Below are 12,224 nucleotides of genomic sequence, written 5' to 3'. Positions count from 1 at the left end.
AAGGCCGGGCAGGGCGCCCGGCCTTTCTGACTTGAACGGCGGGAGACCTCAGCCGCAGGCCTTGGCCAGGGCCTGATCCAGGTCGCGGATAAGATCATCCGCATCCTCGATGCCGATGGAGACGCGCACCACATTGGGGCCGGCGCCCGCAGCTTCCTGCTGCTCCGGAGACAGCTGGCGGTGGGTGGTGGAGGCCGAGTGGATGATCAGCGACCGGGTGTCGCCAAGGTTGGCCACATGGCTGAAGATCTCCAGTGAATCCACTAGTTTGACGCAGGCCTCGTACCCGCCCTTGACGGCAAAGGTGAACAGGCCGCCGGTGCCCTTGGGATAGCACGCCTGAGCGCGCTCGTAATAGGGCGAGGACGGCAGGCCCGCATAGGTCACATAGTCGACGCGATCATCGTTTTCGAGCCATTCGGCCACCTTGCGGGCATTCTCGCAATGGCGCTGCATCCTGAGGGAAAGGGTCTCGATCCCCATCAGCGTGTAATGCGCCGCTTGCGGGTTCATCGTCATGCCCAGATCGCGCAGGCCGATGGCGATGCCGTGGAACGTATAGGCCAGAGGGCCGAAGGTCTCATGGAATTTGAGCCCGTGGTAGGCCGGTTCCGGCTCCGACAGCGACGGGAACTTGTCATTGGCAGACCAGTCGAACTTGCCGCTGTCGATCACACAGCCGCCGGTCACGGTGCCGTTGCCGGTCAGATACTTGGTGGTCGAATGCACGACCAAAGCAGCGCCCTGGGCAATCGGGTTGCACAGGTACGGTGTGGCAGAGGTGTTGTCGACGATCAGCGGAATGCCCGCAGCATCGGAGACATCTGCCAGCGCCCGGATATCGGTTACATAGCCGCCGGGGTTGGCAATGGATTCGCAGAACACCGCGCGGGTGTTTTCGTCGATCGCCGCCTTCACTGCGTCCAAGTCGTCGGTGTCGACGAATTTTGCCGACCACCCGAAGCGTTTGATGGTCTGGCTGAACTGGGTGACGGTGCCGCCGTAAAGCCGGGTCGAGGCCACCACGTTGCAGCCCGGCCCCATCAGCGGGAACAGTGCCATGATCTGTGCCGCATGGCCGGAAGAGCAGCACACCGCGCCAACGCCGCCTTCGAGCGTTGCCAGGCGTTCCTGCAGAACCGCGACGGTGGGGTTGGTCAGGCGCGAATAGATAAAGCCGACTTCCTGCAGGTTGAACAGCGCGGCTGCATGTTCGGCGTCACGGAAAACATAGGCGGTGCTTTGATAAATCGGCGTCTGCCGCGCGCCGGTGGCCGGGTCCGGTTTGGCGCCGGCGTGGATCTGCAATGTGTCGAAACCATAGGACGGAGCGTCTGACATGAGGTGGTCTCCCTGAAAGGTCTTTTGTCTCGCGCGCACCACAGCATGGCTGCGTGCCAAAGGCAATCACGTGAATGCCGCAGCAGAGGCCTCCCGCCCGTCGCCGGCCGCCTGACGGCAGCCGCTCCCGTTGGGCCTGGCGCCATGCTGCGCATGGCGCGCGCCGCGCATCGCGCGGCGCCGGGCCCAACTGTGAGAGGCATCCGGCGGATGCCCGGGAACAGGCGGGAGCGCCCGGTCACGAGAGGGGCAGCCGGCCGCCGTCAGCGCATCCAGAAGCCTTCAGACTTGATCCGGTTGCGGATCGCCTGTTCGCGCCGGGGCAGATTGCCCTGATCAAACAGCGCCCGGACCTTTTCACCGCGGCCCTGATAGACCATGCGCTTTATGGGCTCATAGCCTTTCAGAACCTTCTTGATCCGGTTCGGCGCGGTGATTTCATGCAGCAGCTCCACCACCCGGTCGCTTTCGCGTGCATAAAGCAGCGGGAACAATCGGTAGTGGCAGCTGGTCCTGCCATCCAGATAGCCGCCAGGCAGCCCGTCGCGGCCGCCGCCAAAAGAGTGGATCACCAGCGGCAGCACAATCTGATCCAGCCAAGGATCCAAGGCCTGGCAAACCAGTTGCGGAGGCGGATCGTTCAGCACCGACTGCGCGTAGACCAGAAACCGCTTTCCAAAGGCCCGCGGGCAGGCGCCGTAAAAGAAGCCGGCGTTGAAGTAAAGATACCGTTTCCAGTATTCATCCGGCTGGCTGGGATCGAGGCTGGACAGGAAATCCAGCCCAAAGCGGTTGTAAAGAGATTGCCAGATCCCGCCGTAGCCGGGACCGTAAAGCGTCGGTTTCGGCCAGGTGCCCTCAACCCGCAGCGAGGCGGAGGGGCGGGAGAAGTCAAACGGCACGTCCGCCAGCTCGTCCGTGATCAGCGTGTCAGTGTCGAAGAACACAAAAGGTTCGCCCTTGGGCATTGCCTGCAGCGCTTCGATTTTGTTGCCGTAAGGATAGGAAGCGCCAAATACCTTGCTCTCGAACGGCAGGATGTCGGCCCCCAGATCCGCCAGCGCCTGCAGAACCTCTGCGTTGCGGATGCTGGGATCCTTGTCCCACAAGGGGCCAGGCTGCGGCACCGCCACAAAAAGCCGGCCCGCAAAGCCCGGTGAGCAATGGCGCAGCGAGGCGGCAAACAGCACGGCTTCATACTGCAGCCGGCCCGCTTGGCCGATGATCATCACATTGAAGGGGGCATTTACCATTGTTTTCCCCGTTTTCCGTCTCTTCCGGGCGGATAGGACTGCCTGATAGAGTAGCTACTAGCCTGCAGGGCGCGGCGCAACCGGCCTGCGGCAATTACCAACGGGTCTGTGCTGTGCCGGGCGCAGACCGGGGAGAAGAAAAGATGATCGACGTGTTCCTTGCCATTCTGGCGGCATCGGTTCAACCGGGAGAGCCGAAAGGGGCAGGCACGGCCGCCGCCGGAACGGCAGAACCGGCTGCGCAGCAGGCGGCGCTTGCCGCAGAGCCGCAAGAGGCCACCGGCCGCTTTACTACCGCGCTTGAAGTCAAGCCGATCCTGGCGGCCACCCGGACCAATTGGATCCATGTGCGCGAGTTCGACGGACAGGACCTGCTTTATGTCACGCATCTTTGGTCATGGCGCTGCGGCCTCGCCGGGATCAGGCTGGGGGTAAACGGTCAGGCGCCGCAGGATTGGCCGCTGCCCGCCTGCCATCTGGAGGAGGGGTTCCCCAATATGATCAAGGAAGAGGATGGGATGCCCTACCGCAGCTATCCATTAGGCTCGCTTCAGCAGGTCGCAGTGGAAATCACCTATGATGATCTGAGCACCGAGAGCCTGATTTTTGGCCGCGACGGCCAGCCGCTGGATTAATGGGGGCTGACCCAAGAACGGGCCGGGCAGACCGCAAGCGTCAGGGGGCGATCAGAGCTACCCCGGGCATCCGCTGGATGCGAAAGAGGTCTTCTTCGTAAAGTTCGCTCAGTTCGTCCACCAGCCCGGCTGTCCAGCCTGGCAGATCCAGTTCCTCTTCCAGTGCCTCTTCGCGGGCGAATTTGTCCAGAAAGGCCGCATAAACCCGGCGCTTGTGGATTTCCGTAAGGCCGGGATGGGCCGCCAGATAGGCGCGCAACCGTTCCAGCCCTTCCGGTTGCAGAAGCGCCGCCAAAAGATCCATTCCGCCCTTGAGGCCGGTGCCGGCCTCCAGCCCTCCCAGCTCGCGCAGCACTTGCTCCCAGGTCAGCGGCAGATCTTCATAGCACCAGACCGTGACGGGCATGCTGGGCGCCATTTTGCGCATCTGTTCCAGCAGCTGCGACCAGCGCAGCTGCCGCAGGTCACAGCCTTGCAGCGCCTTGTTTTTAATGGCCCGGCTGGATCGGGCAAACAGTGCCGGCAGAAAGGTTGCCGGGTTGCGCAGCGCCATGAAGACCTCGGGTGCGTCGTAAGGAAACAGTGCCTGCAGCGCTTGCAGCCGAGTGCCGGCTTCCGGATAAAGCCGCCCTTCCTGCAGTGCGTGCCTGGGCGAGCCAAAGAAATGCGGATTGGACAGTATGACCCGGTCGGCCTGATGGTCCCCCAGGATCGCACCCCACAGCAGATCAGGCGCATCCTCCGCGGCGGATCCATTCTTCATCGCGGCAATGCAGTCCTTCAGCAGGGTCCGGTACCGCCCAGGGCCTGGAACGGCCGTGCCCTGCGTGGACAAACCGTCCGCGTTTTTCAGCAGAGCTTTCAGCAGAAGGTCTTCCTCCGTCGCATGCGCTCCGCAGTGGATAATGACCTGCATGACCTGGCCTGTTTTTACGGGTTTCTTACAATCAGACCTACTTCGGCCCCGCAGCAAGGTCAAACCTGTGCTTGAAGCACTGTTTCCTGGCGGGTTTGAGTTCCGCAGAGTTTCAAGTGCAGCTGCTAAAATGCGGCGGCAGATCCGGGCGGGGGCATTTGCCAGGGGCACTATCCCCGAAATGTGCCTAAACTGATGATTCCGGGTGCCATACACGCTTGACGCCTTTTGCAGACTTTAGTACCAGACGCGGGCAGATCGGGCCGAGGCGTTTCCTTTGCCCTAAACGGCTTGCCTGGGCGGTTGCCTGGCGTCTCGCCGAAAACCTGCAATTGTGTGTGCCCCTATAGCTCAGCTGGTAGAGCAACTGATTTGTAATCAGTAGGTCCGCGGTTCGAGTCCGTGTGGGGGCACCATTGCAAAGTAAATTTCCTCAGCATTTCAAGGACTTACCTTGTAAGTTGAATTCCCAGCCCACCTCTAGGTCCACCCTTTGAATGCCGTATAACTGGTCTGTAGACCAGCAGCCCAAGCGCCCTCGACCCGCTCGGAAACAATTGGGAAGAGCAAGCGCCCAGCCTCCCAACCTGAAAGGCGGTCAATCGGCCACACTTTTGAAGGTAGCTTCTGCCACATAATCGAAGGCCAATTTACTGATCCTCCCCCAATGAAGTGGTCCGCCGTTATGTTTAGGAAAACGGAGGATCAGAATGGGAACGAAGCGACACAAGCCGGAAGAGATTGTCACGAAGCTGCGGCAGGTTGAGGTGCTTGTCGGTCAGGGATTGCAGCGCGTGGATGCGATCCGCGAAGTGCGCATCACCGAGCAGACCTACTACCGCTGGCGCAAGCAATACGGCGGGATGGGAACCGACCAACTCAGAGAGCTCAAACGGCTGCAGAAAGAGAACGAGCGGCTGCGTCGCGCCGTTTCGGATCTGACCCTGGACAAGCTCATCCTGTCGGAGGCCGCAAAGGGAAACTTCTGAGCCCCGCTCGCCGCCGGGCCTGCATAGATCATGTGCGCAGTCGGTTCAGCGTGTCGGAACGGAAGGCCTGCCGTGTCCTGGGGCAGCACCGTTCCACGCAGAGAAAATTGCCACGAGGCCGGGTCGACGAGGCGCGCCTGATCGCGGACATGATTGAGCTGGCGCGCCAATACGGCCGCTACGGTTACCGGCGGATCGCGGCCCTGCTGAGGGATGCAGGCTGGCAAGTGAACGACAAGCGTGTCGAACGCCTGTGGCGGCGTGAGGGGCTGAAAGTGCCTGCGAAACAACCGAAGAAAGGACGGCTCTGGCTGAACGACGGCTCCTGTGTCCGGTTGCGGCCCGAATATCGCAACCACGTCTGGAGCTACGACTTCGTGCATTGCCGGACCGATGATGGGAAGGCCTTCCGCACGCTGAACATCCTCGACGAACATAGCCGGGAGTGCCTGGCTATCCGGGTGAAGCGGAAGCTGAACTCAGGTGACGTAATCGATGCCTTGAGTGACCTGTTCATCCTGCGGGGCGTCCCGGCCTACATCCGGTCCGACAACGGTCCTGAGTTCGTGGCACAGGCTGTCCGGGACTGGATTGCTGCGGTCGGCTCCAAGACCGCCTACATTGAGCCGGGATCCCCCTGGGAGAACGGATACTGTGAAAGCTTCAACGCCCGGTTCCGCGATGAACTGCTCAACGGAGAAATCTTCTACAGCCTGCGCGAGGCTCAGATCCTGATCGAACAATGGAGGAAGCACTACAACACAAAAAGACCACACAGCGCCTTGCGCTATCGCCCACCGGCTCCGGAAACACTCGTCCCGATGGACCCGAGGCCGGTCATGCACTAACAATCAAACCGGACCACTCAGGTGGGGCTGATCACTAGCTCGCGATGGTTCTCCGCGATTTCCAATCGTACACGGATGGCCCAAACATGTTTCGGCATCAGCGGACGCTTTTGCCCAACAACCCGCCCTTTGTTCCAGGCAGGGCGGCAGGCACGTATTGCTGGTAGATTAGCGACAGTCATGACGGTTCCTCCAACCCGCCACGATCCGCCGCATCGCCAATCCGACATTGGCAGCTCAGGGTAACACGATGAAGGCCGATCCTGTCATGGTTACAAAGAGCCCAGAGCCGACTTTGATCGCTTATTAAGCCTTCGCGTGTGCAGCACGCCGCGAACGGCGCTAAGGAGCCATTGACCTTGTTGCCTTGAAAAGCCACGGTTACCTCTGATCAGATTAAGGGTTTTCAAGTGAATTTAGAACAATCCGGTTGCCGTTTGTTGCTTCGAGCCGTGGCGATTGCTGCTCTTGCGTTCTGGCTGCTACCCACTCACAAGCTGCAAGCGCAGAACCTAGGGTCAGGATGCATTGATTTTCAACGCGCTGCGTGATTCACGGCTCGGAAAACGGAGCGGTGACATGAGCGACCTTTATTGGCTGACCGACGAGCAGATGGCCAAGCTTGCCCCTTTTTTCCCGAAGTCGCACGGTAAACCACGGGTCGATGACAGGCGGGTGCTGAGTGGAATTATTTTCATCAATCGCAATGGGTTGCGCTGGCGAGACGCACCGGAAGCCTACGGACCGCACAAGACGCTCTACAGCCGGTGGAAGCGGTGGAGCGAGAAAGGCATCTTCGCGCGGATGATGGCTGGGCTGGCTGCCGAACACGGCGAGGAAAAGACCGTGATGATCGACGCGACATACCTGAAAGCCCACTGAACAGCGACCAGCATGGGCGTGAAAAAGGGGGGCGTGGACGCCTGATCGGCCGGACCAAGGGTGGCATGAACACCAAAATCCATGCCATCTGCGACAGCCAGGGACGCCCCCTCAATCTGTTTGTCACCGCCGGGCAGGTCAGTGACTACATTGGTGCCCGGGTATTGCTGAGCAGTTTGCCCAATGTCGAATGGTTGCTCGGGGACCGTGGGTATGACGCCGACTGGTTCAGGAACGCATTGAAAGACAAAGGGATACGCGCCTGCATCCCAGGCAGAAAGCAACGCAAGACCCCGGTCAAATACGACAAGCGCCGATACAAACGGCGCAACCGCATCGAGATCATGTTCGGCAGGCTCAAGGACTGGCGGCGTGTGGCGACACGCTATGATCGCTGCCCCAAGGTCTTCCTATCAGCCATCGCCCTCGCAGCTGTCGTCATTTACTGGTTATAAATCCTGACCCTAAATTGTATGTACCTTACTATACTTTGGCTTATCCAAGTATCTGCAAGTGCGTTTTAACTGTACTTACGGATGGCTCTTGCTTGCATTTGTGCGCTACATCTCAACAGTTGCGCCCAAGATATCCCACACTGCCCAGGCCTATAGTTCTCAAAATACCTTTGAGGACTATCATGATTACACTTTTAAACGCAGCTCCGGACACCGGAAACCAGGGTGTAAGCGCGCTCTGCCATGCGACCGTGTCAGGTCTGGCGCGCCGAGGTGCCTCTGAAATTACGGTTGCCGACCATGGGCGCGGTTTGCGGCAGGCAGATTGGGGCCATGCGACGGTCAATCTAGTTGGCCTCACACACAGCCGTCGCTTCTGGCGCGGAGATAACCTGCGTGCGGCCCATGTTTGGACGCGTGCAGGTGGAGGCCCGAACGCGCCTGCACGAACGGTCGCAAGATCTCGTGCAGTTTTGGATATTTCTGGCGGCGACAGTTTCACGGATGTTTACGGTCCCAAACGGTTCCGCGCTATGATCCTTACCAAGCGCTTGGCGCTGAACGCCGGTGTGCCGCTCATTCTCTTACCGCAGAAACTTGGCCCATTTTCTAACCCAGCATTCAAAGCAGAAGCCGTTGCTGTTCTGCGCGCAGCCTCCGCTGTCTGGGTGCGAGACACTCTCAGCTTCAAATTCCTTCTGGACGCGTTGGGAGCTGACTTCAATCCGGACCGGCACCGCCTGGGGGTCGACGTCGCAGTCGCTTTACCTCAGGCACGGCCAATCGGTTTGAAATCGTCTGTCTCAAGTTGGCTCCAAGCTTCCAGGAATTTCCCTCTGGCGGGGCTGAATGTTTCCGGTCTTCTGTGCAATGACAGGGAGGCGGCGCGTCAAAACTTTGGCTTAAGAGACTTGCATACCAACCAAACCGTTGCGCTGTCGCAAAGATTGCTGAAACAACATCCAGATCTTCGGTTGCTGCTAATCCCGCATGTGCATCGTCCCGGCGGTGACGCAGAAAGTGATCTGGACGCCGCACAGGCTTTAAAGACACGGCTTGGCGTCTTGGGAGATGGCCGTGTTTTGGTGCTGGAAGACCAGTTGAACGCAATGGAATTGAAGTGGGTGCTGTCCCGACTGGACTGGTTCGCCGGAGCACGAATGCACGCAACAATCGGTGCGTTTTCCTCCGGGGTGCCAACCCTTGGGCTGGGCTACACAGACAAGGCGCAAGGGGTGTTTGCCGAGTGCGGCATTGGCGAAGAGGTTGTGGATCTGCGCTCTGCCGATGCCCGCCAGGTGGCCGACAGAGCTGCCGCCTCTTTTTCCAGCCGGGGCATCCTGAAGCTTGATCTTGCCAGCCGCATTGAAGGGATCAAGGCCCGGGCCTACCGTGAGATGAGTGTGATTGCCCGCCAGGCAGGCATTGCATGCTGAGCACAGCGCGGGCTTCATCCGGAAAACCGATGGTATGGGCAATACCAATCCTGGCTGAAGCAGCCGCGCTAGGCCGCTCAGTGGTCTTTGCATGGGTTCTCGGTCCAGGCGAGCTGGGCCAAGCGATGATACTGGCCCTTACTGTCAGACTTGCGGAAATGGCAAGCGACGTGGGTGTAGACCGGCTAATGCTGCAGGCCGATGACGGCGGCACTTACCGCTTTCAATCAAAGATGCACGGCGTTGCCATTGCAAGGGGGCTGATTGCAGCGTTCGCTCTGCTGGCTGCAGCACCGATCCTTGCCGCGGTTTTCAGTGGTGGGCCTTCGCCGACAGCCTATGCATGGCTGGCGGCCGTCCCGGCGCTGCGCGGGATGGTCCATCTGGATTTTCGCCGAAGTGAACGCCTGTTCCGCTACAAACCGATGGCGCTGGTCGAGGGCGGCGCATCCGTTGCGATGATCATCTGCGTGCTGCCGTCCACACTTTTTTTGGCGGACCATAGGGCGATGCCGGCTGTTCTGATTGCTCATGCTGCGGTGTATGCCTGCCTTTCCCACCTGGTTGCCGTGAGGCCGTATGTTGTACGTTTTTCTGCCAGCGCTTTCCTGCGTATTTGGCACTTTGGTGCTCCGCTGGTTTCGAACGCAGTGCTGTTGTTTGTTACCTTTTATGCGGATCGGATTATCGTCTCCAAAGCATACGACTGGGCAACACTGGCACTGTACGGCGTAACACTGCAACTGGCGCTGCTGCCGGCGCAAATTACCGGCCGCGCGGCCTCGTCTCTGGTCCTGCCGAGTCTTCGCGTTTCCATCCGCCGCAATGCACTAGCTAAGACCTGGCAGCCGGTTTTGGCACTGCACATGTTGCTCGCCGCAGCTATCGCAGCGGGGTTTGTCCTGCTGGCCCCAACCGGCATTGGGCTTGTCTACGGCGCTGGCTTTCGGCCAGACTCCACTTTGGCGTTGGCCTTGGGGATCGCCGCCGGGTTCCGCATCCTAAGAACCCCCTATTCTCAGCTTGCCATTGCTACCGGGCGCACCGGGGACCCGGCGCGCGCCAATCTGGTGCGGGCCCTGGCGATCATCCCAGCGGCTGTTTTTGCTGCAGTCGGACTTCCGCTCTCAGCAGTTGCTGCGGCAGCCGCTCTTGGAGAAGTCGGAGCTTCGTTGTGCGCGTATTTGCTGGCCCGGCCCACGTTCAAACCTGCAGGCAGACAGGAGGTTTACGCATGAGCACCGATCCAATCTCCGCGATTGTTGCAGGCAACATGTGTACCGGCTGCGGTGCCTGCGCAGGGGCCTTCCCCAACGCGATCCGGATGATTGAGGATCCGGTGCATGGACGGCGGCCGGTTGTGGAAAACTCCGGTGAGGGACGGCAGGCCGCGAAGTCGGCGCTGGCGGTTTGCGCGGGAGCATTTAGCGATTGGTCTGAGCTGAAGCGGGATGATGGTATCGATGCAGACTGGGGTCCTGTTCTAGGCGCCTGGGAGGCTTGGTCCAGCGATCCAGAAATGCGGCGCCAAGGGTCATCGGGCGGTGCGGTGACAGCTTTGGCCGGCCATGCGCTGGCGATGGGCACTGCTGACGGGGTGGCTCATATCGCAGCGCGGCGGGATGACCCGCGCTTGAATGAAGCCGTAATCAGCAAGGACCGTAAGGGGCTGATGCGAGGCACCGGGTCACGCTATGCTCAGGCAAGCCCAGCTGAATTGCTGGGCAAAATAGCTACATGCAATGACCAAGTCGTGTTCATTGGTAAGCCATGCGATGTCGCGTCGGTGCATCAGGCCAAGCAGCTCCACGCTGATTTCGCGGCCAGAATTCCGCTGACGATCTCGATTTTCTGCGCCGGGGCTCCAAACCTGACGGCGACGGAACAGCTTTTGGACAAGCTGGAGGTCCCCAAGAACGCCAAACTGGTCGACTTGCGCTACCGCGGGAATGGCTGGCCAGGAATGATGCGGGCCAAATGGCAGGATACCCAAGGCATCCTGTATACAAGTAAAAGCATCGCCTATGCCGAAGGCTGGGGCAAGTATCTGCAATCGGAGCGCCGCTGGCGCTGCCGGATTTGCTCGGATCATACGGGCGCATTTGCAGATATTTCGGTGGGTGATCCATGGCACTCCCCCCCTTGCGGCGAACAGGACAAAGGGCGTTCACTGATCATTGCCAGGACCAGGCGGGGGCAAGAACTCATCGAAGCGGCCATACAGGCCAAAGCACTCGTAGCAGAGCCAAGACCCCGCGATGTGATCGCACGCGCTCAGCCCAATCTGAAGAACACGCATGGGGCGGTCTGGGGGCGGTCTCTAGCCATGCGTGCCGTGGGGCTGCGCGCTCCCAGAACCTTGGGCCAGCCGCTCTTCTCCTTGTGGATGGAGCTGCCCTTGAAACAGAAATTCCAGTCGGTTTTCGGCACTTGGAAACGCATATTGCGCGAGCGTCTGTGGCGCAAAGTGACTATCTCGGAAGTTCAGAAATGAAGCTGGCGGCTCACCTCTCCGCAGGGCGGACGTCCAATCTGGATGTTCTCAGGCTGGGTCTGGCCGGCTGCGTTATCGTGAGCCATGCCTGGCCCCTTGCACTTGGTCCCGGCACACCAGAGCCACTGGAGCAGCTCACAGGCCGTTCACTTGGCGGGTGGGCTGTACTGTTGTTCTTCTTCCTGTCCGGCCTGCTGGTAACTGGAAGCGCCGAGCGCAAGACGATGCCGACCTTTTGGCAAGCACGTGCCAAAAGGATTTTCCCCGGACTAGGAGTGGCTTTGCTAACCACGTTGGCACTGGCATGCGCCAGCGGTGCTGCGCCCCAGGCGAATGAAGCGGCCATTTGGTTCCTGCGCGCTTTTACTCTTCTGTCGATAGAGCATCAGATCCCGGGAGCCTTTGCGGAAAATCCGTATCCCGGCGTTGTAAACGGCCCGCTGTGGAGCTTGTTTCATGAAGTGACGGCCTACGGCCTTTGTGTCCTGCTCGTCCTTTCTGGCTTGGTTCGCCATGCCCTGGCTGTTGCAGGGCTGGCGCTGGCCGCCGGAGCTGCAACGTTGTGGGGCGGGCATTTACCCGGGCGCCTTACGGTGTTCGTCCCCTTGTTCTACGCCTTTCTGCTGGGCATGGCCGTCTACCGCCTGCGCCATCGCATCGAAATAAACCCCACACTTGTTGCCGCGGCTAGCCTGGCCTCAGTGGTTCTTCCTGGAGCTTGGTCCATTGGGGCTGTCTGCTTTGCAATGCTCGCAACAGCACTTTGCCTGCCGCAGATTAAGCTGCACGCAGACTATTCCTATGGCCTCTACATTTACGGCTGGCCGGTTGCGCAGTTTGCGATCCACATTCTGCCGGGCACGGGGCCGGTTGAGCTAGCCATCCTCAGCCTTGCTGCAACACTTCCTTTCGCCTTTCTGAGCTGGCATCTCGTCGAAGCCCCGATGACGCTTCGCCGGCGCGTTCAGGTGTAAT

Annotated in this window: 11 protein-coding genes and 1 tRNA gene; 9 read left to right on the top strand and 3 right to left on the bottom strand. The window is 60.1% G+C overall.

Going from position 1 to position 12,224, the window contains the following annotated elements:
* Window positions 1–48: 48 nt before the first annotated feature.
* Together ACXAEK_RS19405 and ACXAEK_RS19400 are read right to left on the bottom strand one after the other, a co-directional pair.
* The gene (locus ACXAEK_RS19405) at window positions 49–1,341 is read right to left on the bottom strand and encodes an O-acetylhomoserine aminocarboxypropyltransferase/cysteine synthase family protein (protein WP_475044418.1); all 1,293 of its coding nucleotides are present in this window, start codon (window positions 1,339–1,341) and stop codon (window positions 49–51) included.
* Window positions 1,342–1,604: 263 nt separating this feature from the next.
* Window positions 1,605–2,594 carry a hypothetical protein gene (locus ACXAEK_RS19400; RefSeq protein WP_475044416.1) on the bottom strand — a complete coding sequence of 330 codons (990 nt, stop codon included), beginning with the start codon at window positions 2,592–2,594 and terminating at the stop codon, window positions 1,605–1,607.
* Between the two features lie 143 nt (window positions 2,595–2,737).
* Here ACXAEK_RS19400 and ACXAEK_RS19395 point away from each other — a divergent pair, with 143 nt between their 5' ends.
* Window positions 2,738–3,229, top strand: a complete 492-nt coding sequence (locus ACXAEK_RS19395) for a hypothetical protein (protein ID WP_475044415.1) — start codon at window positions 2,738–2,740, stop codon at window positions 3,227–3,229.
* A gap of 40 nt (window positions 3,230–3,269) precedes the next feature.
* On the opposite strand, the gene ACXAEK_RS19390 is transcribed toward ACXAEK_RS19395, so the two are convergent.
* Complete coding sequence (locus tag ACXAEK_RS19390; protein WP_475044414.1) at window positions 3,270–4,145, bottom strand: hypothetical protein; 876 nt, start codon at window positions 4,143–4,145, stop codon at window positions 3,270–3,272.
* 340 nt (window positions 4,146–4,485) lie between these two features.
* Between ACXAEK_RS19390 and ACXAEK_RS19385 the strand changes: the two genes are divergently transcribed.
* From ACXAEK_RS19385 to ACXAEK_RS19350, 8 genes are all read left to right on the top strand, one after another.
* Window positions 4,486–4,561: transfer RNA gene (locus tag ACXAEK_RS19385), tRNA-Thr, on the top strand.
* Window positions 4,562–4,855: 294 nt separating this feature from the next.
* A protein-coding gene (locus ACXAEK_RS19380) for an IS3 family transposase (RefSeq protein WP_475038988.1) occupies window positions 4,856–5,982 on the top strand; the annotation gives its coding sequence in 2 pieces (ribosomal slippage) (window positions 4,856–5,120 and window positions 5,120–5,982; 1,128 coding nt in all).
* Window positions 5,983–6,561: 579 nt separating this feature from the next.
* The gene (locus ACXAEK_RS19375) at window positions 6,562–6,864 is read left to right on the top strand and encodes a transposase (RefSeq protein ID WP_475044412.1); all 303 of its coding nucleotides are present in this window, start codon (window positions 6,562–6,564) and stop codon (window positions 6,862–6,864) included.
* Entirely contained in the window at window positions 6,750–7,319 is a 570-nt protein-coding gene (locus ACXAEK_RS19370) for an IS5 family transposase (protein ID WP_475044410.1), read from the top strand. The genes ACXAEK_RS19375 and ACXAEK_RS19370 overlap by 115 nt, the downstream gene beginning before the upstream one ends.
* 182 nt (window positions 7,320–7,501) lie before the next feature.
* Complete coding sequence (locus tag ACXAEK_RS19365; RefSeq protein ID WP_475044409.1) at window positions 7,502–8,755, top strand: polysaccharide pyruvyl transferase family protein; 1,254 nt, start codon at window positions 7,502–7,504, stop codon at window positions 8,753–8,755.
* Window positions 8,749–9,993, top strand: a complete 1,245-nt coding sequence (locus ACXAEK_RS19360; RefSeq protein WP_475044407.1) for an oligosaccharide flippase family protein — start codon at window positions 8,749–8,751, stop codon at window positions 9,991–9,993. Before ACXAEK_RS19365 ends, ACXAEK_RS19360 begins: the two co-directional genes overlap by 7 nt.
* Window positions 9,930–11,249, top strand: a complete 1,320-nt coding sequence (locus ACXAEK_RS19355; RefSeq protein WP_475044405.1) for a Coenzyme F420 hydrogenase/dehydrogenase, beta subunit C-terminal domain — start codon at window positions 9,930–9,932, stop codon at window positions 11,247–11,249. Before ACXAEK_RS19360 ends, ACXAEK_RS19355 begins: the two co-directional genes overlap by 64 nt.
* Window positions 11,246–12,223 carry an acyltransferase family protein gene (locus ACXAEK_RS19350; RefSeq protein ID WP_475044404.1) on the top strand — a complete coding sequence of 326 codons (978 nt, stop codon included), beginning with the start codon at window positions 11,246–11,248 and terminating at the stop codon, window positions 12,221–12,223. The genes ACXAEK_RS19355 and ACXAEK_RS19350 overlap by 4 nt, the downstream gene beginning before the upstream one ends.
* Window position 12,224 lies beyond the last annotated feature (1 nt).

This window comes from Leisingera sp. ABM4_101 (assembly GCF_056158725.1).
This window is presented reverse-complemented; position numbering and strand designations above follow the sequence as displayed.